This window comes from Streptomyces sp. DSM 40868, from assembly GCF_011820545.1.
Lineage (GTDB): Bacteria > Actinomycetota > Actinomycetes > Streptomycetales > Streptomycetaceae > Streptomyces > Streptomyces eurythermus.
The window spans coordinates 350,559-376,967 of record NZ_CP050504.1; the positions used below are offsets into that span (position 1 = coordinate 350,559).

The following is a 26,409-nucleotide window of genomic DNA, read 5'->3' on the forward strand; positions in this document are numbered from 1 at the left end:
CGTCGAGCAATGCATCGCTTCAGACAGCACGGGCCCCTGCCAAGAGTCTGGCAGGGGCCCGTGGTGCAGAGAACCCAGGAGGGCCGGGACCTGTCCCTAGATGAGCATCCTGGCCAACACGGCTACCGTCTGCCGGTGGCCTGACGGCCCGGCGTCACTTCAGGTGTCGGGTGAAGAACCGGGCCGCGGCATCCCCCGCGAACTGCGGGACGCCGGTGTGCCCGCCCATATTGGCGTGCAGCGTCTTCTCCTTGGAGCCGAAGGTGTCGAACAGATCCAGGGCCGCCTGCCGGTCGTTCCGTTCGTCGTCCCACTGCAGCAGGACATGCAGCGGAATGGTGACCTGGCGGGCCTCCTCGAACATGGCGCGAGGGACGAAACTCCCGGCGAACAGAACAGCGGCCGAGATGCGCGGCTCGACCACCGCCAGCCGGGTCCCAATGGAGATCACTCCCCCCGAGTACCCGACCGGGCCGCCGATCTCGGGCAGCGACAGGAGGGCGTCCAGAGCGGCCTGCCATTCCGGGACCGCCTTGTCGACCAGCGGAAGGATGAGGGCATCGATGATCTCGTCGGTGACCGGCTCGCCGGCATCCATAGCCCGGCGCAGATCGGCGAGGGCCTGCTCGGCGGCGGGCCAACGCGGCCGGTCGCCGCTTCCGGGGAGCTCGATGGTGGCCGTGGCGAAGCCGTCCGCCGCAGCGTGCCGGGCCCGGGCCACCAGCCGGGGGTACGCCTTGCGCAGCCCGAGAGGAGGGGGGCTGAGCAGGATCAGCGGCGCCGGCGCGGATGCGGATCCGGGCGTCCACAGGATGCCGGGGATCTCACCGAGGGTGAACTCGCGCTCGAGGACAGCGCCGTCGAGACGCTGTTCAGAAGTGAAGTGCATGGTCGTGCCTTTCAGGAGTGCCATTGAACGGCGCTCCCGGACGACCTATCGCCCGACCGTGACCCCGGAGGGGAGCACCCATGTCGATACGTTCACGGGTACCACCTCCTCGCTCTCTTGCACGGCCTCCGAAAACGTAGCAGTGGCTGCCGTGGTTCCACCAACGGGTTTTTGCGGAAGCCCTGGGCCGAACACCACGGCGTCGGAGTCACGCCTGTCACTGGTCGGGAAGCGCGCGTCCGCCACCGCTTCGAGCACCCAAGAACCGGCAATCAACCGCTGACAGACGATCTACTCCTCAGACAGCAGCCCACGACCAGCGTGAGGACCCCGATAACCGGTCACACCAGCCCTTTGACCTACGACTTCAAGTTGGCGGAGGCTCACTCCCGTGCATTCCGCCCGGTGCGGTCGGCGGGAGCGCGGTGCTTCGTCGGCCGGCGCACCGTCACCGCCCCGGTGCGCGCGATGAATCGCGCCGCGCTCCGGATGCCGGGATGTCCTGCGCTCCCCCACCGGATGGTGCGCACCGGAGTGGAGTCCACCCGATGCGCACCACCGTGCTCTCCACCCTCCGGGTGGACTCCACTCCCGCGCCGCCGGGACGCACTCTCGACGGCCTTGCCGGCCGGGCGGACGCGCACGGCGGCGAAGCGGGACCGTAACCGGCCGCGCGAGCCCTGCCGCCTCGGAAGCCGATTCTCCGCCAGGGCGACGTGGTCGGCGAGGGCTGGACGGTGGTGGTCCGCAAGGGCTCGTCACGCTGATGTGCAGGCGTCCGGTGGCAGTGACCCCCATCGTCCGGTGGCGCTGCCATGGGGGGCCGTCCGGTGGCTGATAAAGCGCTGTTGCCGACGCCGGTGAGCGGCCGTGATCATCGAGTGACATCCACCGAGCGACCGGGAGGTTATGCCATGACGGTCACGGCCGAACAGCCCGTCCCCTATCCGTTCAACGAGCCCCACGGGCTGAGCCTGGCGGACGCGTACCAGGCGGCGCTGGAGGAGCCGGGCCTGATACGCGTGCGTCTGGCGTACGGGGAGCCCGCCTGGCTGGTCACCCGGTATGCCGACGCGCGCCTGGTTCTGGGTGACCGCCGCTTCAGCAGGGCGGAGGCGCTACGGCACGACGCACCACGTCATTCGGAGGGCAGCCAGGACAGCGGCATCCTCAGCATGGACCCGCCCGGGCACACGCGGCTGCGCACGCTGGTGGCGAAGGCGTTCACCGTGCACCAAGTGGAGAGATTACGTCCGGCGGTCCGGGATCTGGCGCACCGGCTGCTCGACGAGATGGAGGCCATGGGGCAGCCCGCCGACCTCGTGGAACACTACGCACTGCCGATCCCGGTCGCCGTCATCTGCCGCATGCTGGGAGTGCCGGAGGAGGACCGCCCCAGGTTTCGGGCCTGGAGCGACGCGGCGCTCTCCACCAGCTCCCTGTCGGCTGCGGAGTTTGAACGCAACAGGCAGGAACTGCGGGCCTACATGACCGGACTGGTGGCGGACCACCGGCGCAACCCGCGGCCCGACCTGATGACGGGCCTGATCGAGGCGCGTGACACCGGTGACCGGCTGAGCGAACTGGAACTGGTCGATCTGTGCGACGGCATCCTCATCGCCGGTCACGAGACGACGGCCACACAGATCCCCAACTTCGTGCACACGCTGCTCGACCACCCCGAGCAGATGGAGATACTCCGCAAGAGCCCCGAGCTGCTGCACGGCGCGGTCGAGGAACTCATGCGCTTCGTGCCCCTGGGCAGCGGCGCGACGTTTCCCAGGTACGCCACCGAGGACGTGGAGGTCGGCGGTACCCTCGTCCGTGCCGGTGAGCCCGTCCTGGTCGCGATCGGCGCCGCCAACCGCGACGCGTTGAAGTTCACGGACCCCGGCCGGCTCGACGTCACCCGGACCGGCGTCCAGCATCTCGGGTTCGGGCACGGGGTGCACCACTGTCTCGGCGCCCCGCTCGCCAGGCTGGAGCTTCAGGAGGCTCTGGGGGCCCTGCTCGAACGCTTCCCCGGTCTGCGTCTCGCGGGCGACGTGCGGTGGAAGGACCAGATGCTGGTCCGTGGTCCGCGCGAGATGCCGGTGGGGTGGTGAGGGCGGTGTCCTGGACGACCGGGGTGGACCGCGCCCTGTGCATGGGATCGGGCATGTGCGCCGGTATCGCACCCGAGCTGTACCGACTGGACGACGAGGGCCGGGCGGAGCCGCTCACCGCGGACATCCCCGAGGACGAACGTGCACTGGACGCCGCGGACTCCTGCCCGGCGACGGCGATCTCCGTACGTGCCGGACAACGGCTGATCGGGCCACGCCCGTGAGCGGTGCGTCCGGAGCGGGCGGCTATCGAGCGCTGCTCCGTGGAACAGACGTCCAAACGGTGTCGGCGTGTGAAGGGCCGCTGCTCCGACGGCCTGGTCGTCGCAGACTGCCCTCGCGTACCTTCTCCGGTGAGCCCTCTGCTGGAGTTCCGGAGGGTCCTGTGTCCGTCACCGGAAGGCATTCCATGCGTGCGCGAGACCTGGAGAAGAGTCCGAAGAGGCAACACCCGGGGACCCTACCTGCCCACACTGCCGGGCCCGTGGCCTCGCGCCCCCGCCCCGGTCTCCCGATGTCCCCCGCCGACGTACTCGCCCTCCAGCGCACCGCCGGGAACGGGGCAGCGGTGCTGATGTTGCAGCGTGCCCGGCGCCAGAACGGTGACGACCCCGTCGCGGGCTCGGAACAAGCCCGCATGCAAGCACCGCGCCGACCGGGGGAGGTCATCCAGCGGCTTGAGGATCTCACGGACAACGAGTGGAACGGTCAGGCGACGACCTTGTCCGCGGATCTGGAACTGAACGGGCAGCTGGCGCAGGAGCTGTCGAAGTTCCGCAGCGGAGGCGGCCTGCACGCTGAGGACAGGCTCATCGACCGCCTCGGGGAACTCGTCGACCAAGGGAATCTGGCAGCGGGCCACTACCAGTTGGTGATCAATATCAACAGATCCCCGTGCGGCACGATCGGTGGCGGAAAGGGGTGTGCCGAGCGGCTGATCGACCTCGCTCAGCGCGGACTTGGCGGCCCGCCTGCCACGCACACCTTTGCCATCGTGATCCACGCCCGGCACCTCTACGGCAGCTGCAGCGAAGAGAGGGCTTACAGCCAACTGGCCGTGCAACAGATGCAGCATGCGGGCATCCAGCTAGCGCTCGACATCGGCCATTTTGACACAGGCGCGGCCAAGGCGCTCTCCAATCTGGAGACGTGAGACGGGCGGATAGCCCAAGGGGAATCCCACCCTCGGGCCACCTGATCGATGCCGTGGCGGCCCGGCTTCTGGGTCATGCCGTGGGTCGAGATCGGCCTGCCTGGGAGCATGACCATGCCCGGGAAGAGCCATTGAGGCCGGCCCCGGGCGAGCGCGTGAGAGTTGCGGTCACGGCTGAGGCCGTTCGGCGAGTTGCCGAGGGAGTTCGGCGAGTCGTGGAGGCGGCAGCACCCGGTGACGGCCGAGGACCGGGTGGACGTGCTCGTGCGCGAAGTCGAGGCGTCCGGGCATCAGATGGCGGATGCGTTCGGCGGACAGGCCGAAGAGCGAGTTGGACAGGTGCGGGGGCCGACCAGTCACCCACCCCCGGCCCCACACCCTGCGCGCAGCCGTGGAACACGTCGAAGTCACATGTGGCGGTGCTGGGTCTGGCTGTGGTGGAGGTCGCGGCCGCCGATGACGAGACCGCCTTCGCGGTCCAGGAGTTGCTCGCCGCGCGGTGCGCGATCGCTCCGGCGGCCCGCACACGCCGCCGGAGCGGCGAAAAAGGTGACCTGCAGAAGGAGCCGCCCGTCGGGATCTTCGTCGAGCCGGCCGACCACGGCCTCGGACGCTCCCGCGGCGGACTGACCAGCAAGATCCACCTCGCGGTCGAGCAAGGGCAGAAGCCCTTGTCCGTCGTGAACACGGCCGGGCGGCGGGGTGATTCCCCGCAGTTCGAGCCGGTCCTGGAAGCGATCCGGGTGCCCCGGGCCGGGCGCGGGCCGACAAGGCGTACGATTCCCGCAGCAACAGCTCCTACCTGCGTAGACGCGGAATCAAGGCGAGGATCCGCGGTTCCGGCGGACCGCGTGCGCAACCGGTTGGGGCGCGCTCGCGCGGCGGCCGTCCGCCGAAGTTCAACAAGGACGACTACAAGCAGCGGCACGCGGTCGAGTGCGAGATCAATCGCCTCAACCTCTAGCAGTTGACTACCGAACCCACAGGTGTCCAATCCCCATAGGTGTCGTAGCTGCGCGCGCCCGGTGTTGTGTAGACCAGGGTGCCAGCACTGTTGTACCCGCTGTACATCCTCGCCCTCGTACCAGCGGACTGATTATTATCCCACGAGCCCTCGCCATAGAACGGAATGTTGTAGCTGTGGCACGCATACATGGGAATTGAGCTGCCGCCGAAGTACGGGAACTCGTAGGCACAGAAGTACCCGAAATCAGCTGAATTTCCACCACAGGGGTCATAGGTGATCTCGTTGTCGCCAGGCGTCAGGTCTCGGAAGTGAGCCTCACCGGGTACTGCCACGTAGACGGTTCCACCGTCGGCCAGGTTGATCAAATTGGGGGCCACTTGCGTCGCTTTGACCCCTTTCATGAAGGCGTCCACTTTCGCCTGAAGCTCATTGGCCTTAACGCTGCTCAGGTGCGCCGCTCTGGCTTCTGCAATGAAGCCAGCCTTGACGCTGTCGACCTGCGAGGTCTCCTGCGCCTCCGCGGTACCTAACGTCGCGACCGCCAGTATGATCCCTGCGAATACGGCGACCACACGCCACAACTTGCCGCCCCCCAAGGAGGCTTGCACTGCCCTGCGGGGAAGTTGATTCATTATTCCTACTCCACGCCATCAGATCGTTCTCTTAGTCGATCAACGATCACGCTAGGAGCGACCGCGATCGTCGAGCCTGCTGAATCCTGGCAGAACTTCAGACGCGGCAGATAGAAGCGAATAGGCCATTCGCAATATCACGTCATGTGGCTCGGTTCAAGGCGCAATGGACCGATGGGCCGATGCTCTCGGCGGCGGCTTCGGGGACTCCGCTTAGGGCGGTCACCGCGCAGGACTCGGCGGCCCAGCTCATGAACGTGGTGGCTCGGTCCGTGAAGAAGCAGGTGACCGCAGGTCGTCGAGATCGGAGAGGACGCCCCGTTGGCCTGAGCGGTGTTCAGGGAGTTGGACAGCCGCACGACCTGCTGGCGAGCGACCACATCCGCCAGGTGACCACGGGCGGCCTGCGGATCGAGACCCGCCGCTGACGTCCCAGCCCGACACCGCCTCGGCCTCCTCGAGTAGGCGCGGTCGCCCCGGCCGTGCTGCCGTGTGACCCAGTCCTGCTCACCGTGCTCCTGGCGGCCGGCGGGGAAGGCATCACCCATGACCTGGCCCTTGCCGGCCGCGCGAGGTCATCGCACGACGCCGCTCACCGGGCCTGGGTTCGGGGGACGGCTCGGGCGCCAGGAGGTCGACGACGGTGATGTCGACGGCCGTCAGCGCGAGTCCCAGGTCCTGTCCGGCCGAGTGGAGGACCGACCGGCGCACCTCACCGGCCCGGTCGGGCAGCGGGCGGTCCGGGGCGGCGGCCAGGGTCATGGTCACCCGCACGCCGGCGTCTGGGCCTTCGGGCGCGAGCCGGCAGGACGCGGTTCGCGCACCGGGAACCGCGTCCGCCGCGGCCCGCAGCACCCGGGCGGCGGCGCGCTCGGTGATCCGCGAGTCCTGGTCCGGGTCGGCCACGGGCAGCAGCCGTCCCAGCCGTGCCTCCATCCTGACGATGTCCATGACGCGGCGGGCGAGCGCGTGGTGGGCGGCGGCGCCCTCGGCGCGCAGCGCCCGGGTGGCCGCGTCCAGCGTGGCCAGTGCCTCGGCGGCCTCGCGGCAGTGCGGACAGGAGAGGGTGTGCGGGTCGGCGGCCGGCGCCGCGTCCCGCGCCTGTTCCCACACCCGGCTGAGCAGTCGGCCGCAGGGCAGCACCTCGTCACCCACGAACGGCGGCGCGCCGGCGGGGGGTCGGGCGGGTGCGGCGGGGCGCGCCCGCGTGTCGTCTAGCGCCATGGGCCCATCGCCTCCTGGAGGGATCGGCGTGCCCGGAAGAGTCTGCCGCGCACGGTCTGTTCGCTGGTGCGCGTCATCTGGGCGATCTCCTTGTAGGACAGGCCCTGCACCTCGCGCAGGATCCAGCACAGCCGCTGCCCGGTCTGGAGACCGTCGAGCGCGCGGGACAGCGCGGCGACGGCCGCGTCCTGCTCGGCGCAGGGGGCGGGCTGGCTCCGGGCGTCCCGCGCCGCGGGTTCGGGGGCCGTGTCCAGCGGGAGGGGCGGTGGCCGACGCCGACGGCGCGCGGCCAGGCAGCGGTTGACGGTGATCCGGTACATCCAGGTGCGGAACTCCGCGGTGTGGCGGAACTCCGGCAGCCGCCGCCAGGCGCTGACGAAGGCGTCCTGAACGGCCTCTTCTGCGTCCTGCGGGTTGCCGAGCATGCCGCGGGCCAAGGCGAGGAGGGGCCGGCCGTGCCGCTGGACGAGAACGGCGAAGGCGTCCTCGTCACCCTCGGCCGCCCGTACGGCCAGGAATCCGTCCGGCAGGCTGTATTCCGGCGGTGGGTAAGCAGTGCGTTCGGTCATGGCGTTCCCGCGCAGGGCTCGGACCGCCCGGGTACCCGGCCAGTGTTTTGTGATGTGCGTCATACCGAATGGGTGTGAGAGATACCCCGCCTGCCGTATCCAACCTTTTGAGGGCGCCACACCGGTGTCCGACCGACCGATCGAGGCGACCGCCATGACGGAGAACATCACCAGCGTCGGCGGGGGCAGCCGGCCCGACGCGGGCGTGAGCGCGCTGAAGGGTCGTACCGGGGCCGGGGCCCCGGCCGAGACGCGGGGGAAGACCACCATCGCGGACGGCGTGGTGGCCAAGATCGCGGGCATGGCCGCCCGCGAGGTACCGGGCATCCACAACCTCGGGGCGGGCATGGCCCGCGCCTTCGGCGCCGTACGGGACCGCGTGCCCGGCACAGGCGGCGGCACGGGGGTCACGCGGGGGGTGAAGGTCGAGGTCGGCGAGCGGCAGGCCGCCGTGGACCTCGACGTCGTCGTCGAGTACGGCGTCTCCATCGTCGACGTCGCCGGTGACGTGCGTACGAATGTGATCGGCGCCGTGGAGCGGATGACGGGCCTGGAGGTCGTAGAGGTGAACATCGCTGTCGACGACGTCCACCTGCCCGACGAGGAAGAAGAAGCCGAACCGGACGAGGGCCGCGTGCGGTGATCCACCCCCGCGTCCCGGGCGGACGCGGGCGAGACGGGTGAGTGCGAGATGAACGCAGCGACGACGGGCCTCGTGGCCGGCATGGCCCTGGGCTTCGCCGGTTGCTTCGGCGGCTTCTGGGCATTCCTGCTGGTCCTGGTCCTTGGTGCGGCAGGGCTGATCGCCGGCCTCGCCGTGCAGGGCGACCTCGGCCTCGGGACACGGAGGCAGCGGTGAGGAGCCGGACCGGTTCCGCCGACGAGGGGCCGGGCCCGGCGCCGGCCACCGGTCTGCCACCCCCGGCCGAACGGGGCGCCACCGTCATCCCGGACCGGGTGGTCGCGCGCATCGCCGCCCAGGCCGCCCGCACGGCGCAGGCGCGGCGCGCGGCCGTGCCGCCCGGCCCGGGCACGCCGTCGGCGCCGAGCGCCACCGCCGCGGTGCGCACCGGATCGGTGCGCCTGCACCTGGCCATGGACCTGCCCTACCCGGCCGACCTCGCCTACGTCTGTGAGCGCATCCAGCGGGACGTGGCCGAACGGGTGGCCCACCTGACCGGCCTGCGGGTGGGAGAGGTCACCCTCACCGTCCGGCGGCTGGTGACCGCCTCCGCCCCGGGCCGGGGGCGAGTCCGGTGAACAGCCACGCGCCCCGGACCATCCGGGCCGCCGCCCGGGAAGGGAGCCCGCGATGACACCCGACCCCGGCCCGCCCGGCCGTGGCCTCACACCGTCCGAGCGTCCCACCGTGCCGCTGACGAAGGAGCCCGGTCCGTCCGGGCACGCCGGACCCGAGCCGGACACCATGGCCCAAGAGCGCGGCAAAGGGCGCCGGACCCACCGCCCGTGGTCCGCGCGCCGCCTGCCGGCGGCGCTGGTCGCCGCGGTGATCCTGGTGGCGGCGGTCGCGGCGCTGGCCGACGTCGTCGCCGTACGGGCCGGTCGCCCCTCGGCGGCCTGGCGGCGACACCTGACCGACGCGCTGGCCACCCGCCCCGTGGACGACCTGTGGATGGTCACGGGAGCCGCAGCGGCCGGCGCCGCCGGCCTCTGGCTGATCGCTCTGGCCCTCACCCCCGGGCTACGGCACTGGCTGCCCCTGCGCTCCACCGCCGACTGCCCCCGGCTGCTGGCCTCGCTAAACCGCGACGGCGCCGCCGGCCTGCTGCGTGACGCCGCCCTGCGGGTCCCCGGCGTCGGCGCGGCACGCGTCCGGGTGCGCCGCCACCGCGTCAAAGCCCGCGCGGACGTCCGTTTCCGCGACCCCCGCCAGGTGAAGGACGACCTCACCGCCGTCCTCGGCGAGGAACGCGACCGGCTCGCCCTCGCGGCCCCTCCCCGCATCGTCGTACGGGTACGGCGACGCACCGGCTGACGCAGAACCCGGAGCCCGCGCCATGATCCCGCGATCCGTGCTCAACCGCACTCTGCTGGCCCTCGCCGGGCTGGTCCTGCTCGGCGGCGGACTGCTGATCCTCTTCGCCGGGTTCGACCTCTACCGGAGGCACGGCCTGGGGCCGCCCGCCGGCTGGCCCCTGACCGCCCCGGACGACGTCCTGCTCGGCTCCGCCGACCGGGCCCGCTGGAGCAGCCAGGGCTGGTGGTGGCCCGCGGTCATCGCCGCGCTCGCCGTCGTCGCCCTGCTCGCCCTGTGGTGGCTGCTCACCCAGCTGAACCGGCGCCGCCCCGGCGCGCTGCCCGTCGGCGGCACGCCCCCGCGGGAGGGCGTCGAACTGCGCGACAGCGCGCTCAGCGACGCGATCGAGACCGAGGCCGGGGCCCTGCCGGAGGTCCGGCACGCGGCCGTACGCATCACCGGCCGGCCCGCACACCCGCGCACCCGCGTCGGGCTCACCCTCACCGCGCACGGCGCCCCCGGCGCCACCCTCGGCGCCCTGTGCGAGGGCCCGCTGCGGACCGCTCACCGGTCCACCGGCCTCGACATGCCCACCGAGGTCCGCCTGAAGGTCGCCCGCCACCCGCCGCACCGCACGGAGTGAGCCGCAGTCCAACAGGTAATGCTGAGACCGCGCAGTGGCCGCTCGCCGACGGCAACGGCAACGGCAACGGCAACGGCAACGGCAACGGCGGCTACACCCGCGCCGACCGCCGGGTCGCGATACCGGCGACGCGCAGGCACCAGTCGGCGCCACCGGCCGTGAACCGGCCTCCGCCGGCCCCACAGGGCACCGGTAACCTTCAGCGGCGACCGGCGAGCGGACCGCCACGAGCCGAACGATCACGGCGGTACCTCCATCCGGCGGAAGCTTGCCGCCCCACCCCTTGGGCGGGGCTCAACACCGAAGTGCCGGCAGCTTCCCTCTCCACCCGGCCCCCGAGCCGACTGCGGGAGCGGCGCGGCGGAGCTACGCAGAGGCGGCTCTCCAGGGGGAGTCGACCGGCTCAGGGGACGCGGTCACGCGCGGTGGCCCGCCCCGGCTACTGCTGGCTGGACCTGACGGGCCTCGTCCTCGCGGCAGCCGGCACCCTCGCCCTCTCCCGCTTCGCGGAAGTCCGCACTTGACCCCGCCCCTGCCTGCACCGCAGCACGCTCCGGACCTCACCAGCGTGTCACCGGTGGGATAAGCGGGGCGGTCGGGGGTAGAACAGCTGATGGCTCGTGCGGTGCGCGAGCCGGAGCATGCCCGGCAAGAGGGCTGTTCCTGGGCATGACACGAAGGATCACCAGTATGGCCAGCGGTACCGTGAAGTGGTTCAACGCCGAAAAGGGCTTCGGCTTCATCGAGCAGGACGGCGGGGGCCCGGACGTCTTCGCGCACTACTCCGAGATCCAGGGCAACGGATACCGCGAGCTGACCGAAGGCGAGCACGTCACCTTCGACATCGGCCAGGGGCAGAAGGGCCCGCAGGCACAGAACATCACCCGCGGCTGAGCAGGGCACGAAAGCACACGAAGTGAGGCGGCTGACCGGTCCGGCAGCCGCCTCACTCATGTCCGCCAGCAAGCAAGGATCCGCCGGTTCCTCCGGGGCCGGCACGACAGCATGACCGCACCGGCGGCCCGGGGCGGCGGCGGTGGTCTCCTCCCCACCCTGATCGGTGAACTCCTGGTCGGTGAACGTGGCAGGGCCCCTCGCCGTCGGCGACGCCCACGGCCGCCAAGGCGACGTCTACCACGGCGGCGACCCGGGCGCGGTCCGGCGTCGCGGCGCCGGACCGCTCGAGGAGGGAGTTGACGACGTCGACGGCCACCGTGGAGGTGCACATCGCGCTCTCCTTCCCCTTCTTACGCAGTTGCGCGAACAGGCGGGCGTTCTCTTCGGCGAGCGCGTCATCTTCGCGGCCATCCCGTTCAGCTTCGTGTGCGGGCCCGCTCGGAGAGCACGGGCAAGAATCGCGGCTCGCCTACGTCGTCGACGGCGGTGACCTACTCGTCCTCCAGCTCTGCCGGGCAGGCGGCGATCTGGTCGCTGCGCCGGGAGGTCCAGCGGATCAGCTCGTGCGGCACCCCGGCGACGCCCATGACCGGCCGGCGCCCTGGGGTGACTGTCCGCGGCTCGGAGGCCGGCCCGAGCGCCTCGTACGCCTCGGCCATCACGAGTTCGTTGTAGAGCGCGGAGGCGGCCACCGCGTGCTCGTACATGACCGTGGAGTGCGCCGAGCCCCCTACTTGCCATCGGGGCGGTGGGCTTTGACGGACAGAAGGAGATGGTCGTGCAGGAGCGGGCATTCCGGAGGGCGCCGTGCGGTGGTGGAACCGCGCGGAGACCAGACCGTGCACCGGACGGGCCGGGCAGGCGCGCTGGGCGCCGACGCGGATGATCGCGGTCTCCTCCTCGGTTCAGGTGAGCACGGCGGCGATGGCTCGATCGTGCGCGGCCTCGATCGACCGCGGGTCTCTTCATCCCCGAGCGCCCGCAGGGCGGTGAGGGTGGGCCTCGGAGGACGAGGACGACGAACTTCCGGGCGGGGCAGTCGCCCAAGGGGGCTGGGGGAACCGCTTCGGCGCGATCGGCGAAGGAGAGGTGAAAGCCCAGGTATTCGAGCATCGTCCCTTGGACGAGAGGAGCCCCGATGGCCGTCGGACCAGGCGTCGGCGTCGGCACCGCGCGTGCCGACGCGGAGAGCGACGCCTCAGTGATCGCGCGGTCCCGGGACGAGCCCGAGGCGTTCGCCGCGCTCTTCGACCGGCACGCCGACGCCGTGCACCGCTATGCGGCCCGCCGCCTCGGCGTCGAGGTCGCCGATGACCTCATGGCAGAGACCTTCACCACCGCATTCCAGCAGCGGCATCGCTACGACCCGGCCCGCGGCGCGGGAGCCGACGCCCGGCCCTGGCTGTTCGGCATAGCGACCAACCTGGTCAGCCGGCATCGGCGGGCTGAGGCCCGCCGGTTCAAGGCCATGGCCCGGGTCCCGGCCCTCGCCGACCACGACGAGCCGCTGGCCGAAAGGGCCGCCGACCGGGTGGTGGCGCTGGCCGTACGCCGCAAGCTGGCGGCGGCGCTGGCCGCGCTGCCCGCTCGGCACCGGGACGTGCTGCTGCTGGTGGCCTGGGGTGGTCTCGGCTACGAGGAGGTGGCCCAGGCCCTCGGTATCCCCGTGGGCACGGTCAGATCACGGCTGCACCGGGCTCGCGGCAAGCTGCGCGAAGCGTTGGGCGGATCCGATCCGACGTCACTGCGAGAGGTATCCGACCATGAATGACGAACTCGAACTCTTGAGGAAGTGGGACGCGGACGCGGCCCCGCTCACCGGTCCGGCCCGGGACCGGGCCCGGCATCAGTTGCTCAACGCGATGGCCCACGCGGACCAGCGCACCGGCGCCAGCCCGAGTCGCCGTCGTGCACTGCGCTTGGCGGCGGCCGCGGTGGTCGCCACGGCGGCTACGGGGACGGCGGTGCTGATCGGCACGGACGGCTCCGGCGAGGGCGGCGCACCGGGCACCAGCACCCCGCGGATGGAGAACGCCGCCGCGACGGTGCTGAAGGGGGCCGCGGCGTGGGAACGCGGGCGGGAGAAGGAGCCGGTGGCACCGCGCGACGACCAGTTCATCTACTCGAAGCGGGTCATCAAGGAGACGGAGCAGAAGACCGGTGAGGTCAAGACCTACACCGACGAGATGTGGGACTCGGTGGATGTCTCCAAGCCCTCCTTGACCATGGAGCTGGGCCGCGAGATGTGGGAGGAGCCTGCGGGGAAGGGCGGCGGGGTGTGGCCGCCCCGTAAGTGGAGCGAGCTGAAGAAGCTGCCGCAAGACCCGGCAAAGCTCATCTCGGCCATCATCTCCAGCGGTGGTTCCGACGATCGGTCGATCAGCGATCTCGCCGAGTTCGATCGGTTCCAGGCCTACTTCCTGCTCGGCGAGCTCCTGAAGAACCCGGTACTGCCCCAGGGCCTGCGCCCCGCGGCGTACGAGGCGCTGGCCCTCGTACCCGGCGTCAGGACGATCCCTGGGGTGAAGGACTCCGACGGGCGGACCGGAGTGGGGGTCGCCTATACCGGGCGCGGGTCCTACGGAGGCGCGTACCTGATCTTCGACCCGGTGTCGTACGAATTCCTGGGCTTCCGCAACGAGCGGACCTCGGCTTCCGGGAAAAAGAAGTACGTCCAGCTGTCGCACGTCGTGGACTGGGGGATCGTCGACCGGGTGAAACAGCGCCCGTACGCCGCCATCCCGCGACCGGGACCCGCAGGGCCGCCGGCACCGGCAGATGGTCGCCCGTGGCCCTGAGGTCTGCAGCCTTCCGGAACGAGGCGGTCCTGACACCCTGAGCGTGGGTGCGAGGACCGCCTCATTTTGTTGCCGTGGTCAGGGTGTGTCGCCGGAGTGGTGGAAGCGGCAGCTCACTCCGGGGCCGGGTGAGCGCCGTTCGCCGGGGCGCGGGTCGTACAGGGCGCGGCCGCCGGGCCACCGCACGAGCTCGGTGGACAGGGGAACGCCGCCGTCGACTTCCTCGTCCCGCCAGGCGGTGATGTCCGGCAGCGGGCAGCCGACCGGTTCGGCGTAGGTCCGGTGCGAGAGCGGGCCGAGGTCGGAATCGTCGTGGTCGGCACCGTAGGCCCGGCGGCGTAGCAACTGGTCGTCTTCACGATCCATCCCGAGTGCGGGGCCTCGCCGGTCGGTGCAGCCTCCTCGGCCTGGTCCGGAAGCCGCGCCGATCCCAGCCACGATTGCCCGGCCGCGGCCACGTCCCACAGCGTCCGCAGCCGGCCGTCCTCCTGTGCGGCAAGACGACCAAGGGCGTCCACGACCTGCCACGCAGGCATCGTCCGGCCGGACGGACACCTTGCAGAGCGGGTCGGCGCGGGGACCTGTGCCAGTCGTCGGGTGACAGCGTCCTGTGCGGCCGGGGACAGCAGCGAGCCGACCCGCTTGAGCAAGCCGTACGGTTCGGGTCCTTGCTGCCTGGCCAGTTCCGCGTTGTGCGCCAGTGCGTCGAGTTCGTTGGCGGCCGTGATTTCGAGAGACGCCCGCAGGTCGTTGGGCGGGGGCGGTGCTCGCGGCTGGTGAAGCGGTCCTGGAAGGCGGCTTCCGTGGTGCCGTCGATGCGCGGGTGGACGGTCGCGCGGTCGCAGCTGGCGTACAGGTAGACCAGCGCCCCGCCGGTTCGCCGATCAGGGCGACGAGCGTCGGTCGGTCGCTGTGGGGCGGCAGTGATGGTGCGAAGCCGTCGGTTCCGTAGGTCGCATGACAGAGCCCTGCGGTCTGGACGGCGGGACTCGCCCCCCATTCGGCCGGCAGCTGCTGAACGCGCCGTAGGTGCTCCAGGAGCGTGCCGCCCGGATGAGGCGTCCGGGTGGCTCCACGGTCGCGCAGATATGCCTCGATTGCTGCCCGGTCCTTCCCGGCCGGGAACTGTTGCCGGGCTGGTGCCATGGTCGGGTGTCCTCTCACCGGTGGTCCCGGCCGGCCGGTGCGTCCTTGTCGTCATGCTGATCGACGGTGGGGCCCTTCGGCGGGCGGGCCCGGCCGGCGGTGTATACGCCGCAGCAGGAGGCCGACTCCCAGAAGCTGAACCAGGATCTGGGTGGCCAAAGCGATGCGGAAGTCTGCCGGGCTGGGGTCCGTGGAGGGGGCGTGCGTGTGGTCGAGCGTGACGCCGATGAGCATCATGGCCAGCAAGGCAGCTGCGTAGCCGCCGATGTTGGCGATGCCCGAAGCGGCGCCGACACGATGCGGCGGGCTGCCGGCGCGCGCGATGTCCAGACCGAATGCCGCAGCCGGGTTGCCCAGGCCAAGGATCATTGCCAGCAGGAACAGGGCGGGAAGGGGCGCCTGCGCGCCGGGCCACAACAGCACCATGGCCCACGTCAGGGTGGTGGCCGCCACGATGCCGAGCACCATGGGCATGCGCCAGTGGGGACGCCGGCCGGAGATGACGCCGAACACGGGGCCGAGTGCCATGGTGATGACCAGGGGCACCGCGGTCACGTAGCCGGCCGTCGTCTCGGACAGCCCTTGGCCCTGTGTCAGGAAGGGATAGCCCCACAGCAGGACGAACACCTGGACGGGGAAGTGAACCGTGAACATCAGCCACAGGCCAAGCTGCGTCGTAGGCTGCCGCCACGCCTCGGCCAGGCCGGTTCGCAGAGTGCCGCCTGCGACGGCGCCGCGTGGCCCGGACAGCGGACTGCCGGGTGGTGTGTCATGCACGGCCAGCCTTACCACGGCGATCATGCACGCGGTCATCAGCGCGATGGAGGAGAAGACAGGCTCCCACCCGAATGCCCGCAGCGCGGCGGACAACGGGGACGCGGCGGCGAGGCCGCCTGCGCTGCCCGCCACGATGGTGACCTGGGCGAGGACGGGAGTACGCGCAGCAGGGAACCACGCGGCGATCAACCGCAGTACGCTGATCATCACCATGGCGTCACCGCAGCCCAGCAGGGCGCGGCCGATCAGCACCGTGGGAAAATCTTCGCCGATGGCCACCATCGTCTGCCCGGCTGCCATGACCGACAGGCTCGTGGTCAGCATTTTCCGCGGCCCGTAGCGGTCGACGAAGAGGCCGACGGGGATCTGGGTGGCGGCAAAAACGGCGAGTTGTACCGCGCTGAACGTGGCCAGAGCTGTGGCGTCGATTCCGAGGCGGTCTGCGGCCATCGGCCCGGCGACGCCGAGACTGCCCCGATTGAAGATGGCGATGACGTAGGCCAGCGCGCCGGCCGCCCATGCCACCCAGGCTCGACCGAGGGCTCGGGCGACCGGTTCCACGCCACCTGGCGCCGGTGGCTTCCCGGACTTGGTCACCGCATCACCCGACCAGGTCCCCGCCGGAAGCGGTCAGGCTGCGCTTTGCGCGTCGGTGAACTCAACTCTCCTCCCGCACAAGGACACCCTGTGAGGCGAGGAGAGCCGCATGGCCTCCGTCCCCAGCCATCACCGCCTCCTTCTCGTAAAGGCCGAGCTGACGCCGCTGTCGCCTCATGTTCGCCTGCGAGAACAGCCTCGCGCGTTCACCGCCTCGGCCAAAGATGACAAAGGCCGAGATTCGCTCGCGCAGCGCGTCGGGCTCGGGCGAGTCCGGGCGGGGAGCCATGGCACCGGCATGGGTGACGCAGAGCGGGTCCCCCAGGGCTTCGCTGCCGCTGTCCTTGTGCCCGCCCAAGGTAAATCCCTGATGGGCGTCGCTGTGACCGGTGAAGGTGATGTCCCGCGTGCCCAGTGCGGCCCGGGCGACTTCGATGGCCTGAGGATGGGCGTAGAGCCAGGCGAGGCCGGGGGCGAAGTGAGCAGCGCCCGGCTGCATCTTCGCCTCGCTGAGTAACACGCCCTTGCCTGACTGGAAGTTCGTGCGCGGTGATATGGCAGCGGAGGCCCGCGCGGCGGGGCAACACGAGCGGGGCCGGCAGCGCAGCAGTACGTGGCCGGGCGGCACGGCGGTGCCGGAGCGGCACCGGCTGGGCGGGCTGGCTCGGCAGCGGTTCCTCCTCCGGACACCTTGGAGCGCGTGTTGAGCGGGATCGCGGGCCCGGGCAGTACGCGGACGCGGGCAGCCAGCGGCACGGCGGCGGCCGGGCGGGCCGGGCCTGGCCGAGCACTCGCAAGCGCGCTGGAGGCCCCGTCGGCCGCATCCGCCGAGCCCGCTCCCCTGGGTGGCTCATGGTCGGTCACGTCACCCGGACGACTGCGTACTTCGCTGGTGGCGCCGGCTGCCGACTTCACCCGGGATGGAGCCTGGGACAGCAGACGGGCTGGCTCGAGGACTGTGGACCGGTGACGGTGGCGGCCGGGCGAGCGACTCAACGTCCCGATTCCCGGGGTCGTGGCGGTGTGGCTCATGTCCAGGCTCGACAGGTCCCAAACATCCTCGGACATGCCGTTGATCGAGCCGATGGCCTGGGCCTCTGTCGCACACCAGCCCCTCGCGGCCCGCGTCAACGAGTAACGGCGCCCAACCGACGAGATCAGTAAGTGAAGGATTCCGCCGAGGCCCCGGGGCCACCACCTGTTGGACGTTGCCTGGGCCCGGACCCGTCGGGGCCGGTACGCCGCGGCGGCGGCCACCCTCCACGGCGGCCCGTGCACGGATCAGGACCTCGCCGTGCGCGGCCTCGGGTCGGGCGGCTCGGTGTACCGCAGATCGTCCGGGCCGCGCCGTATGTGTTCAGGGCGATGGCCTTCACGCTGTGGCCATCACCGCCGGCGTGGGGATGGCCTCGACCACCTGGACAAGGGGCGTGAGCTGCGGGTCCTCGGCGGCTTCGGTGAGGGCTTCGCGCAGTGCGGCCTCGTTGGTGGGGCGCGCCTCCTCGAGGAGTGTCAGGCCCTCCTGGGAGACGTCGGTGTAGATGCCCCGGCGGTCGGTGGGGCACAGGTAGCGGGCAAGCAGGCCGCGGGCCTCGAGGCGGGTGACCAGGCGGGTCGTGGCGCTCTGACTGAGTACGAGGGCGTCGGCGACCTGCTTCATCTGCAGGTGACCGCCGTCTCCGTCGTGCTGGCGGCTGAGCACGTCGAGCAGGGAGTACTCGCGCACGCTCAGGCCATGTCCGGTCTGGAGGGCGTGCTCCAGGTGGGACTCGATCCGACCGTGCAGCAGGGAAAGGGCACACCAGCCGTGGGCCAGGCGGTGAGTGCGGGGGTGGTGGCGGTCATCGGGTCTCCTTCGTCGGACCATTCTCTCAATAGTTGCACACGCCGACTAATGCACACCATGGTTGACCCCGTTTGCACTTATCCCGCGTCTGCAACTATTGTGATGTCACGTAACCGCCGCCCGCAATCATCTGGAAGGTACTCCCATGCCCCTCGCGCTCCTGGCCCTTGCCATCGGGGCCTTCGGGATCGGCACCACCGAATTCGTGATCATGGGTGTGCTGCCCCAGGTCGCAGGAGATTTCGGCGTCACCATCCCGACGGCCGGCTATCTGGTCTCGGGCTACGCGCTCGGCGTCGTGATCGGCGCCCCGCTGCTGACGGTCCTCGGAACCCGGGTCTCCCGCAAGAAGATGCTCATGTTCCTCATGGGCCTGTTCATCGCCGGCAACGCCCTCTCCGCCGCCGCCCCCAGCTTCGGCCTCATGCTGACGGGACGGATCGTCGCCTCCCTCGCGCACGGCGCGTTCTTCGGCATCGGCTCCGTCGTCGCCGCCGGCTTGGTCGCCCCGCAGAAGAAGGCCTCCGCGATCTCCCTGATGTTCATGGGACTGACCGTGGCCAACATCGTCGGCGTCCCCGGCGGCACCTACATCGGACAGGCCGCCGGCTGGCGCGTCACGTTCGCTCTCGTCGCCGCGCTGGGCGTGATCGGCCTGCTGGGCGTGGCCAAGCTCGTCCCCGAGACCGGCCGCCCGGAGTCGGTGAGCGTCCGCGGCGAGTTCGCGGCCTTTCGAAACGTCCAGGTCTGGCTCGCGATGGCGATGACCGTCCTCGGGTACGGCGGTGTGTTCGCCGCGATCACCTACATCACGCCGATGATGACCGAGGTCGCCGGCTACACCGAAGGCGCTGTGACCTGGCTGCTCGTCCTGTTCGGCGTCGGCATGTTCCTCGGCAATCTGCTCGGCGGGAAGTTCGCCGACCGCGCCCTGATGCCGATGCTGTTCACCGCGCTGGCCGCCCTCACCGCCGCCCTGCTGCTGTTCACGGCCACCGCGCACAGCAAGATCCTCGCCGCGATCACCCTCTCCCTGATCGGTGCCCTCGGCTTCGCGACCGTACCGCCACTGCAGAAGTGGGTGCTCGACCAGGCCTCCGCAGCCCCGACCCTCGCCTCCGCCGCCAACATCGGCGCCTTCAACCTCGGCAACGCCCTCGCCGCCTGGCTCGGCGGTGTCGTGATCGCCGCGGGCCTCAGCTTCACCGCGCCTAACTGGGTCGGCGCCATCCTCTCCGGTACGGCGCTGCTGCTCGCCTTCCTCGCGGCCTACCTGGACCGGCGCACCCGTACGGCGAACCGCGTCGTCACCGGCTCCGCGGCGGCCGAGCCCGCCCCGGCAACGGTCTGACCCGCTCCCAGTCCTGTCCCCGAGTTCCCCGATACATCCCTCCCAGAAGGAATTCCGTGAGCACCACCACCGCACCGGCCCCTGTCGCCCCGCTGACCACGCGGGACGCCGAGCTGCTGGTCGACTCCGCCCGGCGCGCCGCCGAGGCCGCCGGAGTCACCGTCTGCGTCACCGTCCTCGACGCGGGCGGCCACCTGCTCGCCTTCCGCCGCGACGACCGGGCCGTCCTGATCTCCGGCGAGACCAGCACCCGTAAGGCGTACACCGCGCTGCAGCTCGACGCCCCCACCGCCGACCTGGTCGACCTGGTCAAGCCCGACGGGCCGTTCCACTCGCTGCCCACCGCCCTCGACAAGCCGTTGCTCTTCATCGCCGGCGGCATCCCCGTCCACCGCGACGGCCGGCTGATCGGCGCGATCGGTGTCGGCGGCGGCGCCCCCGAGCAGGACCACGGCTTCGCCACCGCCGCGCTCACCGCACTCGCCCGGTGAGCCGCACCCCGCAGGAGGTCTTCGCCGACCACAGCGACCGGCTCGGCACCGGCGACCTCGACCTGATCAGCCAGAACTACACCGAGGACGCCGTCTTCCTCACCCCCGAGGGAACCCTCACGGGACGCGAGGGAGCACGGCGGGGCATCAGCGCCCTGCTCGCCGATCTGCCGGACGCCGACTGGCAGCTGACCCCGCAGTTCGCCGGTGACGTGCTGTTCCTTCAGTGGCGCGCCCTCACCGACACCCACGAGGTCACCGACGGCGTCGACACGTTCGTCTTCCGCGACGGACTCATCAGCGCCCAGACCGTCCACTACACCCTGACCCCCCGTACGACCCGTACCGTCTGAAAGGCCACCCGCACCGATGGCATCGCTCAGCAGCGTCCCCACCGTCACCCTCAACAACGGCGTCGAGATCCCGCAGCTCGGCTTCGGCGTCTTCCAGGTCCCCGACGCGGAGACCACCGCCGCGGTGAGCTCCGCCCTGGAGGCCGGCTACCGCAGCATCGACACCGCCGCGATCTACGGGAACGAGTCCGGCGTCGGCCGCGCCCTCGCCGACTCCGGGATCGCCCGCGAGGACCTGTTCATCACCACGAAGCTGTGGAACGCCGACCAGGGCTACGACGCCACGCTCAAGGCTTTCGACACCAGCCTGGCCAAGCTCGGCCTGGACCACGTCGACCTGTACCTGATCCACTGGCCCGCCCCCGCCCGCGACCTGTACCGCGAGTCCTGGAAGGCCATCGAGAAGCTCGTCGCCGAGGGCCGGATCCGTGCCGCGGGCGTGTCGAACTTCCAGCCCGACCACCTCAAGCGCCTCCTCGCCGACTCCGAGCTGGTCCCGGCGGTCAACCAGATCGAGCTGCACCCCGGCCTGCAGCAGAGCGAACTGCGCGCGGTCCACGCCGAACTGGGCATCGCCACCGAGGCGTGGAGCCCGCTGGCGCAGGGTGCCGTCCTCAAGGACGAGGCGATCACCACGATCGCGGCCCGCCACGGCAAGTCGCCCGCCCAGGTCGTCCTGCGCTGGCACCTCCAGCTCGGCAACGTCGTCATCCCCAAGTCGGTGACGCCCGCCCGCATCCGCGAGAACCTCGACGTCTTCGACTTCGCCCTCACCGACGACGAGATGGCCGCGATCGCCGGACTCGACCGCGACCTGCGCACGGGCCCGCACCCCGACCAGCTCAACTGAACCGGCTCCCACCGGCCGGCCCGGGCGGGGCGGCGCCCCTTCGCGCCGCCCCGCCGGGTTGCCCCGGCTCGCGCGGGCGCGGAGGGCAGGTCCCGCCCGCGCGGGCCGTCCCTCCCCGCCTCGTGCGCGCCCCCACCCGCTCCTGCCTCCTCGCGACGCTGAAAGACTCCCTTGGCCATGTCCCCCTCCCCTACCGCCCTGGACCGGCTCGTGAACCCCGCGGGCCTGCCGACCCTGGGTCTCGAACTGCCCCTCGACAACGACTGGGGCGCCACCCGGCTGCGTGCCGGCCAGGCCGCCGGCAAGCCCTTCGGCGTCCCCGACCTGACCCGTCACACCGAACTGGCCCGCCTCGCCGACACATCGGGTTTCGCGGGCCTGTGGGTACGGGACGTGCCGCTCTACGACCCCGAGCAATTCGGCGACGCCGGCTCGGTCTTCGAGACCTTCACCCACCTCGGGCACCTGGCCGCCGTGACCCGGCGGGCCGTGCTCGGCACCGCGGCCGTCGTGCTGCCCCTGCGCCGCCCGCTGCTGGTCGCCAAGGCCGCGGCCACCGTCGACGTCCTGTCCGGCGGCCGGTTCGTCCTCGGCCTGGCCAGCGGGGACCGGCCCGTCGAATACCCCCTGTTCGGAGAGGACTTCCACGCCCGTGGCGAGCTCTTCCGCCAGGGAGTGAAGACGCTGCGCGCCGCCTGGGCCCGGCACGCCGACGGCGCGGGCATGGCACTGCCCGAACTCGGCCTCGAAGCCGGACGCCGACTCGACGTCCTGCCCAAGCCGACCGGCCCGACCGTGCCGATCGCCGTCGCGGGACATGCCCAGCAGTCTTCCGAGTGGATCGCCCGTAACGCGGACGCCTCGCTCAACTACCCACGCCCCCTGGGAGCTCTGCGCCTGAAGACACGGCAGTGGCGGGAGCTGACCGGCGACACCCCCAAGCCGTACCTGACGCCCATGCAACTGGACCTCACCCGTGACCCGGCGACGGCCGCGACCCCGATCCGGCTCGGCCTGCGCACCGGGAGCCGCGCCCTCGTCGAGCATCTGCGCGCGATGGGCGAACTCGGTGTCGCCCACGTCTCGTTCAATCTTCGCCCGGGCGACCGGCCCGTGGAGGAGGTCCTCCAAGAACTCGCCGAGACGGTACTGCCCCACTTCCCTTCCCCCAACACCACCACCGGGACGGGAACGGCCGGCGTGCCCGCCCCCTGAGGAAGGCCACGGCAAAGGCCGGGTTCAGCGCAGCGGGTCGTACGGCGACAGCTCGATCCCCGCGTCACCCGCCGGGCGAGACGGGCCGCGATCAGGTCGGCGTACGGTCCGACCGCGAGTTCGGACGCGCCGAGACCGTTGACGGCGACCAGCCCGTCGATCTGCGGCACCGCCCCGAGCGACGGCCGGATGTCGGGACCGACCGGGCGGAAGCCGACACGGGTCTCCACGCGGGCGGCGCCGGCCGGTCCGGGAGCTCGCCGACCTCGGCGCCCGGCGCGCAGAGCTGCTACAGCAGGCCAAGGCTCTGATGCCGACGACCCAGGCGACGGCACCGGAGGCCGGCCGCCGGCGGAAGGAACTCGGCCAGCCTGTCACCGGCGCCACTCTCTCCGCCACCGCCGGAGTCAGCCGCCGGACCGTCCTGGCGCTGAGCCCCCACACCCCTTTTTGCCGTGCGCCCAGCCCGCTTCTGTCTGCCTCCGGACGGGCGCACCCGTGTTCTCCGCGGCTCTCGCCGTCGAAGCGGCCGGCCTCGGACCGGCGGCCGCTCGGGCGTCCGTGCAGGGCGTCAGGGCGAGTACGCGGACCGGCTCACCGATCCACCGGTCGGGGCAGTGGTGGCGATGATCGCCCGGTCCGGGCGATCCGGGGGCGGCCGGGCCGCGTACTGGCAGTGTGCCGCCGCCCGGGTTTCGTGCCGGACTACGGCCGGAGCGGCCGGGAGGTCCAGGTCGAGCACGGTGATGCCCGGCAGCGCGGCCAGGTGCTCCGCCGTGCCCGACCGGGCGCGGTCGGCTTCGACGAGCCCCCGAACAGACCTGGCTCACCGACGACCAAGGCCGCCGCTATGCCTCCGGACTCCGCCTCGTCGCCGTGACGGACTGAACCCGCGGCACGGCCGCGCCCCGACTCGCATGGGCGGATTCCGCGGATCGTCGCGACACATGATCACTGACGTGTGGTGGCGAGCAGTGTATGCAGGCGCTCGGCTGGGAAACCCCAGCCGAGCGTTTTGAGTGGGCCGTTGTCGAGTTCGGCCGGCAGCAGCGTCCAACTCCTGGCGGCTGCACGCGGCCGACGAGTCTCCAGTTCCTCAACCACGAGCTCACGTTGAGAACAGGTCAACCTCATACAGGGCGCTTGACGGGGTGCGGAGCTCGGGCGCTACTTGTCGGTACTCACTGCATAAATGCCGATCAAAGGGGGCTCAATGGGAAAGACCGTGCGATCGAGGCTGACTGTCACGCTGGCGGTTGCCGCCGCCGTCGGCCTTGCCCTTCCGGGAGTCGCCGGTGCGGCAGATGGCTCGACCCAGCCCAGGTCCAACACGGCCTGTAACGACGGCAAGGCGACAGCAGTGGAAAACGTGGCCATCCGCACCAGTACCAGTACCAGTGCCGCTCTGGTGACCACTGCCCTGAAAGGACAGACGTGGGCCTGTGGTGCAACCAGCGTCATCCTGGGCGGCCGGTATACCGCTTGCGGGACATCGAACGGCAACGGTTGGTTCTACGTCTACAACGACAACTACGCGGGCTATACCGTGTCAGGTTGTTGGGGGTGACGCCACCCGCGTGACACCTCCCACCGCCGAGAGGCGCGTTCCGGCGGTCGTCGCGTCACAGTGATCAACTGGCTGTCTCCAGGAGCTTTGCGAGGCGCTCGGCTGGGGTGTCCCTGCCGAGCGTTTTGCTTGGCCGGCTGTTGATTTCGGCGGCGACGGCGTCCAAGTGCGCACGGGTGTAGACGCCGCCGGTGGCGGCGAGCGGCTGCGCGGTGCGCTCCCGCTCAGCCACTTCGGTGGTCCCGTGTTCGCTGCCAGGCGGGATCGGGGAACAGGGGTGCTCACGCAGTCTCCCAATCGTCGCGGAAACGCGGGTGACGGAATTCCCGGCTGTCGGGCGGGGCTGCGGCAGCCGTAGATGTGCCGAAGCACGGTAGTTGTCACTATTGACATACCCTGGCCTACGGCTTCAGTAGGGCAAAGCATCACGGGCCATATTTCCCGCGCCCTATGCGAACCCCGCCTCCTACGATCACCCGGTACGACTGCTGGAGGAGCGGGAATGCTTGAGACCATCGAGGACGGGACAGCGGCAGCGCAGCGGCTCGCAGGTGGTGCGCCGCTTCAAAGCACGCTGGATGTCACTGACCCCGCTGACTGGCTCGCGCTGGACGCAGGAGTGCGTGAGGTGGCCTGGCACCGCCCGCAGTTCCTGCCCGGGTGGGGGCACTCCGCCCCACTGCCCGCCGACCTGACTCGGGTCGGCGAGTCCCGGCTCGCACTCGCCCTCTGCCACCGCGACGGGCGGATCCGTCAGGAAGCGGTGCGTCAGTCGGTGCGGTACCCCAGTCTGCTGCCGTTGGTCGTGATCCGTTGCGCCGACTGGGCCGACCCGGTGCGCGAGCACGCGCGGCGGCTGCTGTGCGAGGCCCTGAATGTGGACTCCGCCCTCGACCTCGCGCCGCTCATCCTCCGCGTCGGCCGCCGCGACAGAGGTGCCTTCGGCGTCGATGTGCTCAGTCAGATCCTGCGCCAGGCATCCCCTGGGCAGCTCTCGGTTCTCTTCGCTGACCCCGACCGCGTCGTGCGGCGGTTCGCGTACCGGCTGGCCATCGAGGACCGACTGCTCCGTCCCGCCGAGCTGGCCCGCGCGGCCGCCGGGGACCGGGACACCGTGGTCCAGGACCTGTGTGCCACAGCGGCGCTCACGGCTCTGGGGGATGAGGACGATTACGAGGGTGTGCTGCTTCCACTGCTGTCCGCACGCAACCCGCGTGTCCGTTCGGCCGGCGTCACCGCGCTGAGACGGGCGGGGCGACCGAAGCAGGCGGAGCCGTTTCTCAGCGACCGTTCCGCGCTCGTGCGCGCTTGTGCCCGGTATGTCGTACAACAGCAGGGTGGTGACCCGGCGGCCTGGTATCGGGAGCGGTGCACGGCGCCTGACGACCCCGAGTTGCCGCCCGGTGCGGTCATCGGGCTGGCCGAGTGCGGGAACCGCGCGGACGCCGGGTTGCTGCGGCCGCTGCTCGCGCACCCGGCGGCCGGGGTGCGGGCGCGAGCGGTAGCAGGGTTGCGGGCGCTGGACTGCGCGGATGCGAAGCAGTTGCGGCCGCTCCTCGACGACCCTGCCGCCGGAGTCGTCCGCGAGACCGCCGCCGCCCTGCTGCCCTCGGCCAGGGAACTGCCTGCCGACTGGCTACTGGAGCGCACCAGTTCCGAGCGGCCGCGGCACGTCCGCGTCGGTGCGTTCCGGCTGCTCGACGCGCGCGGCGGCGTCGCGGCGCTACGGGCGGCAGTCGGTCTGCTGGAGGACCCCGATGTGAAGCTGCGCACCTGGGCCGCGCAATCAGTGCAGCGCTGGCATCCGTCCCCGGACGGGCGGCGCGGCGACGCGGAGGTGGGTGAACTGCTCGACCGGAGCCGGCATCTCTTCAGCGACCACATGCTGCGCCGGCGCAAGTGGGAAGCCGGGCTGGACATCTGAGGCCGCACCGCGGCCCGGAACTCCGCTCAGCACTCGCCGCCCGGTGGCCCTGGTGACAACACGCCTGCCTTGGTAACAACTATCCAGCAGGTCTGGAATTCGGCCGGGGCAGAACCGGAACTCAATTTCCGAGACGTGCGTGAAGCCTGCGCGCAGGCCAACGGCGCGGGCGCCCCATTGCGTGAAATACGACTCGGATGCTGCGCTCGCGACCGTCGTCCGAGCTGTCCGTGCAGGTGAATCCGAAGTACGCGGTGACCTCCACCACATGCCGCTGAGGGTGGCCACCTGGTGCCGTTCCTGTGCTCCGACCTGCGGCTGCCACTCGGCTGCGGTCCGGCTCAGCAAGGCAGTTGCGCAGACATCGCCCACGCCCGCCAATCAGGGCTGGCCAGGCTCCTGGACGGCGGGCTCGCGCTGGAGGTCCTCGCGGATGC

At 71.1% G+C, this 26,409-nt stretch carries 29 protein-coding genes and 2 pseudogenes; 19 read left to right on the forward strand and 12 right to left on the reverse strand.

Translation table 11 applies throughout. The features are described from left to right. Positions 1-154: 154 nt before the first annotated feature. Positions 155-889, reverse strand: a complete 735-nt coding sequence (locus HB370_RS01615; RefSeq protein ID WP_030787198.1) for an alpha/beta hydrolase — start codon at positions 887-889, stop codon at positions 155-157. Between the two features lie 914 nt (positions 890-1,803). Here HB370_RS01615 and HB370_RS01620 point away from each other — a divergent pair. From HB370_RS01620 to HB370_RS01630, 3 genes are all read left to right on the forward strand, one after another. Then, entirely contained in the window at positions 1,804-2,994 is a 1,191-nt protein-coding gene (locus HB370_RS01620) for a cytochrome P450 (protein WP_030787201.1), read from the forward strand. Further along, a complete protein-coding gene (locus tag HB370_RS01625) occupies positions 2,991-3,218 on the forward strand; it encodes a ferredoxin (protein ID WP_037702455.1) in 228 nt (75 codons plus the stop codon). Before HB370_RS01620 ends, HB370_RS01625 begins: the two co-directional genes overlap by 4 nt. A 344-nt stretch (positions 3,219-3,562) precedes the next feature. Further along, positions 3,563-4,147, forward strand: a complete 585-nt coding sequence (locus HB370_RS01630; RefSeq protein WP_157855617.1) for a hypothetical protein — start codon at positions 3,563-3,565, stop codon at positions 4,145-4,147. A gap of 168 nt (positions 4,148-4,315) precedes the next feature. Here HB370_RS01630 and HB370_RS01635 read toward each other — a convergent pair whose 3' ends face one another. Further along, positions 4,316-4,507: a hypothetical protein gene (locus HB370_RS01635; protein WP_157855618.1), complete on the reverse strand. Its 192-nt coding sequence runs from the start codon at positions 4,505-4,507 to the stop codon at positions 4,316-4,318. A gap of 77 nt (positions 4,508-4,584) precedes the next feature. Here HB370_RS01635 and HB370_RS41610 point away from each other — a divergent pair, with 77 nt between their 5' ends. Next, on the forward strand, positions 4,585-5,118 hold the full coding sequence (locus HB370_RS41610) for a DUF6207 family protein (protein ID WP_244405991.1): 534 nt from the start codon (positions 4,585-4,587) through the stop codon (positions 5,116-5,118). Here HB370_RS41610 and HB370_RS01650 read toward each other — a convergent pair. From HB370_RS01650 to HB370_RS01660, 3 genes are all read right to left on the reverse strand, one after another. Further along, entirely contained in the window at positions 5,108-5,686 is a 579-nt protein-coding gene (locus HB370_RS01650) for a hypothetical protein (RefSeq protein ID WP_157855619.1), read from the reverse strand. The genes HB370_RS41610 and HB370_RS01650 overlap by 11 nt on opposite strands. A 600-nt stretch (positions 5,687-6,286) precedes the next feature. Beyond that, positions 6,287-6,970 (reverse strand): hypothetical protein, encoded by a 684-nt coding sequence (locus HB370_RS01655; protein ID WP_051815982.1) that lies wholly within the window; start codon positions 6,968-6,970, stop codon positions 6,287-6,289. Continuing rightward, entirely contained in the window at positions 6,961-7,539 is a 579-nt protein-coding gene (locus HB370_RS01660; protein ID WP_030787230.1) for an RNA polymerase sigma factor, read from the reverse strand. Before HB370_RS01660 ends, HB370_RS01655 begins: the two co-directional genes overlap by 10 nt. Before the next feature lie 154 nt (positions 7,540-7,693). Here HB370_RS01660 and HB370_RS01665 point away from each other — a divergent pair, with 154 nt between their 5' ends. The 6 genes from HB370_RS01665 to HB370_RS01690 all read left to right on the forward strand — a co-directional run bounded on the left by HB370_RS01665 (position 7,694) and on the right by HB370_RS01690 (position 11,054). Beyond that, positions 7,694-8,182: an Asp23/Gls24 family envelope stress response protein gene (locus HB370_RS01665; RefSeq protein ID WP_030787233.1), complete on the forward strand. Its 489-nt coding sequence runs from the start codon at positions 7,694-7,696 to the stop codon at positions 8,180-8,182. A 48-nt stretch (positions 8,183-8,230) separates the two neighbouring features. Beyond that, a complete protein-coding gene (locus tag HB370_RS01670; protein ID WP_030787236.1) occupies positions 8,231-8,398 on the forward strand; it encodes a hypothetical protein in 168 nt (55 codons plus the stop codon). Next, a complete protein-coding gene (locus HB370_RS01675) occupies positions 8,395-8,799 on the forward strand; it encodes an Asp23/Gls24 family envelope stress response protein (RefSeq protein ID WP_030787239.1) in 405 nt (134 codons plus the stop codon). Before HB370_RS01670 ends, HB370_RS01675 begins: the two co-directional genes overlap by 4 nt. Positions 8,800-8,851: 52 nt before the next feature. Next, complete coding sequence (locus HB370_RS01680) at positions 8,852-9,535, forward strand: DUF6286 domain-containing protein (RefSeq protein WP_244405350.1); 684 nt, start codon at positions 8,852-8,854, stop codon at positions 9,533-9,535. Positions 9,536-9,557: 22 nt separating this feature from the next. Next, positions 9,558-10,160, forward strand: coding sequence for a hypothetical protein (locus HB370_RS01685; RefSeq protein ID WP_030787245.1), 603 nt, complete (start codon positions 9,558-9,560; stop codon positions 10,158-10,160). 690 nt (positions 10,161-10,850) lie between these two features. Next, positions 10,851-11,054 (forward strand): cold-shock protein, encoded by a 204-nt coding sequence (locus tag HB370_RS01690; RefSeq protein WP_030787248.1) that lies wholly within the window; start codon positions 10,851-10,853, stop codon positions 11,052-11,054. A gap of 494 nt (positions 11,055-11,548) precedes the next feature. Here the strand turns inward: HB370_RS01690 and HB370_RS01695 are convergent, their stop codons facing one another. Further along, entirely contained in the window at positions 11,549-11,851 is a 303-nt protein-coding gene (locus tag HB370_RS01695) for a relaxase domain-containing protein (protein ID WP_106980727.1), read from the reverse strand. A gap of 344 nt (positions 11,852-12,195) precedes the next feature. Between HB370_RS01695 and HB370_RS01700 the strand changes: the two genes are divergently transcribed. After that, entirely contained in the window at positions 12,196-12,828 is a 633-nt protein-coding gene (locus HB370_RS01700; RefSeq protein ID WP_030787251.1) for an RNA polymerase sigma factor, read from the forward strand. Beyond that, entirely contained in the window at positions 12,821-13,855 is a 1,035-nt protein-coding gene (locus HB370_RS01705) for a CU044_5270 family protein (RefSeq protein WP_051815984.1), read from the forward strand. Before HB370_RS01700 ends, HB370_RS01705 begins: the two co-directional genes overlap by 8 nt. A gap of 78 nt (positions 13,856-13,933) precedes the next feature. On the opposite strand, the gene HB370_RS01710 is transcribed toward HB370_RS01705, so the two are convergent. The 4 genes and pseudogenes from HB370_RS01710 to HB370_RS01725 all read right to left on the reverse strand — a co-directional run bounded on the left by HB370_RS01710 (position 13,934) and on the right by HB370_RS01725 (position 18,220). Continuing rightward, complete coding sequence (locus HB370_RS01710) at positions 13,934-14,221, reverse strand: hypothetical protein (protein WP_030787257.1); 288 nt, start codon at positions 14,219-14,221, stop codon at positions 13,934-13,936. An 831-nt stretch (positions 14,222-15,052) separates the two neighbouring features. Next, complete coding sequence (locus HB370_RS01715; RefSeq protein ID WP_157855621.1) at positions 15,053-16,339, reverse strand: MFS transporter; 1,287 nt, start codon at positions 16,337-16,339, stop codon at positions 15,053-15,055. 97 nt (positions 16,340-16,436) lie between these two features. Continuing rightward, the gene (locus HB370_RS01720; protein WP_030787263.1) at positions 16,437-16,895 is read right to left on the reverse strand and encodes a hypothetical protein; all 459 of its coding nucleotides are present in this window, start codon (positions 16,893-16,895) and stop codon (positions 16,437-16,439) included. An 852-nt stretch (positions 16,896-17,747) separates the two neighbouring features. Next, positions 17,748-18,220 (reverse strand): annotated as a pseudogene (locus tag HB370_RS01725) (MarR family transcriptional regulator). A gap of 146 nt (positions 18,221-18,366) precedes the next feature. Here HB370_RS01725 and HB370_RS01730 point away from each other — a divergent pair. The 5 genes from HB370_RS01730 to HB370_RS01750 all read left to right on the forward strand — a co-directional run bounded on the left by HB370_RS01730 (position 18,367) and on the right by HB370_RS01750 (position 22,481). Then, on the forward strand, positions 18,367-19,572 hold the full coding sequence (locus tag HB370_RS01730; RefSeq protein ID WP_030787266.1) for an MFS transporter: 1,206 nt from the start codon (positions 18,367-18,369) through the stop codon (positions 19,570-19,572). Positions 19,573-19,628: 56 nt separating this feature from the next. Then, positions 19,629-20,063 (forward strand): heme-binding protein, encoded by a 435-nt coding sequence (locus HB370_RS01735; protein WP_030787269.1) that lies wholly within the window; start codon positions 19,629-19,631, stop codon positions 20,061-20,063. Beyond that, a complete protein-coding gene (locus HB370_RS01740; RefSeq protein WP_030787272.1) occupies positions 20,060-20,416 on the forward strand; it encodes a nuclear transport factor 2 family protein in 357 nt (118 codons plus the stop codon). The genes HB370_RS01735 and HB370_RS01740 overlap by 4 nt, the downstream gene beginning before the upstream one ends. Before the next feature lie 16 nt (positions 20,417-20,432). Further along, positions 20,433-21,266 carry an aldo/keto reductase gene (locus HB370_RS01745; RefSeq protein WP_030787276.1) on the forward strand — a complete coding sequence of 278 codons (834 nt, stop codon included), beginning with the start codon at positions 20,433-20,435 and terminating at the stop codon, positions 21,264-21,266. A 177-nt stretch (positions 21,267-21,443) separates the two neighbouring features. Then, a complete protein-coding gene (locus HB370_RS01750) occupies positions 21,444-22,481 on the forward strand; it encodes a TIGR03571 family LLM class oxidoreductase (protein ID WP_037702437.1) in 1,038 nt (345 codons plus the stop codon). A 566-nt stretch (positions 22,482-23,047) separates the two neighbouring features. On the opposite strand, the pseudogene HB370_RS41620 reads toward HB370_RS01750, so the two are convergent. Beyond that, positions 23,048-23,289, reverse strand: a pseudogene (locus HB370_RS41620) (hypothetical protein); the annotation flags it as partial. Between the two features lie 405 nt (positions 23,290-23,694). Between HB370_RS41620 and HB370_RS01760 the strand changes: the two are divergent. Continuing rightward, positions 23,695-24,048 carry a hypothetical protein gene (locus HB370_RS01760; protein WP_157855622.1) on the forward strand — a complete coding sequence of 118 codons (354 nt, stop codon included), beginning with the start codon at positions 23,695-23,697 and terminating at the stop codon, positions 24,046-24,048. A 64-nt stretch (positions 24,049-24,112) separates the two neighbouring features. Here the strand turns inward: HB370_RS01760 and HB370_RS01765 are convergent, their stop codons facing one another. Continuing rightward, positions 24,113-24,280 carry a hypothetical protein gene (locus tag HB370_RS01765; RefSeq protein WP_157855623.1) on the reverse strand — a complete coding sequence of 56 codons (168 nt, stop codon included), beginning with the start codon at positions 24,278-24,280 and terminating at the stop codon, positions 24,113-24,115. A 270-nt stretch (positions 24,281-24,550) separates the two neighbouring features. Between HB370_RS01765 and HB370_RS01770 the strand changes: the two genes are divergently transcribed. Further along, positions 24,551-25,972, forward strand: a complete 1,422-nt coding sequence (locus HB370_RS01770; RefSeq protein ID WP_030787283.1) for a hypothetical protein — start codon at positions 24,551-24,553, stop codon at positions 25,970-25,972. Positions 25,973-26,409 lie beyond the last annotated feature (437 nt).

Bases quoted from the DNA above. Each gene is read 5' to 3' on its own strand.
- HB370_RS01615 (WP_030787198.1), bottom strand. From the start codon at position 889: ATGCACTTCACTTCTGAACAGCGTCTCGACGGCGCTGTCCTCGAGCGC.
- HB370_RS01620 (WP_030787201.1), top strand. From the start codon at position 1,804: ATGACGGTCACGGCCGAACAGCCCGTCCCCTATCCGTTCAACGAGCCC.
- HB370_RS01655 (WP_051815982.1), bottom strand. From the start codon at position 6,970: ATGGCGCTAGACGACACGCGGGCGCGCCCCGCCGCACCCGCCCGACCC.
- HB370_RS01660 (WP_030787230.1), bottom strand. From the start codon at position 7,539: ATGACCGAACGCACTGCTTACCCACCGCCGGAATACAGCCTGCCGGAC.
- HB370_RS01665 (WP_030787233.1), top strand. From the start codon at position 7,694: ATGACGGAGAACATCACCAGCGTCGGCGGGGGCAGCCGGCCCGACGCG.
- HB370_RS01670 (WP_030787236.1), top strand. From the start codon at position 8,231: ATGAACGCAGCGACGACGGGCCTCGTGGCCGGCATGGCCCTGGGCTTC.
- HB370_RS01680 (WP_244405350.1), top strand. From the start codon at position 8,852: ATGACACCCGACCCCGGCCCGCCCGGCCGTGGCCTCACACCGTCCGAG.
- HB370_RS01685 (WP_030787245.1), top strand. From the start codon at position 9,558: ATGATCCCGCGATCCGTGCTCAACCGCACTCTGCTGGCCCTCGCCGGG.
- HB370_RS01690 (WP_030787248.1), top strand. From the start codon at position 10,851: ATGGCCAGCGGTACCGTGAAGTGGTTCAACGCCGAAAAGGGCTTCGGC.
- HB370_RS01695 (WP_106980727.1), bottom strand. From the start codon at position 11,851: ATGCCCGCTCCTGCACGACCATCTCCTTCTGTCCGTCAAAGCCCACCG.
- HB370_RS01700 (WP_030787251.1), top strand. From the start codon at position 12,196: ATGGCCGTCGGACCAGGCGTCGGCGTCGGCACCGCGCGTGCCGACGCG.
- HB370_RS01705 (WP_051815984.1), top strand. From the start codon at position 12,821: ATGAATGACGAACTCGAACTCTTGAGGAAGTGGGACGCGGACGCGGCC.
- HB370_RS01710 (WP_030787257.1), bottom strand. From the start codon at position 14,221: ATGGATCGTGAAGACGACCAGTTGCTACGCCGCCGGGCCTACGGTGCC.
- HB370_RS01730 (WP_030787266.1), top strand. From the start codon at position 18,367: ATGCCCCTCGCGCTCCTGGCCCTTGCCATCGGGGCCTTCGGGATCGGC.
- HB370_RS01745 (WP_030787276.1), top strand. From the start codon at position 20,433: ATGGCATCGCTCAGCAGCGTCCCCACCGTCACCCTCAACAACGGCGTC.
- HB370_RS01750 (WP_037702437.1), top strand. From the start codon at position 21,444: ATGTCCCCCTCCCCTACCGCCCTGGACCGGCTCGTGAACCCCGCGGGC.
- HB370_RS01760 (WP_157855622.1), top strand. From the start codon at position 23,695: ATGGGAAAGACCGTGCGATCGAGGCTGACTGTCACGCTGGCGGTTGCC.
- HB370_RS01770 (WP_030787283.1), top strand. From the start codon at position 24,551: ATGCTTGAGACCATCGAGGACGGGACAGCGGCAGCGCAGCGGCTCGCA.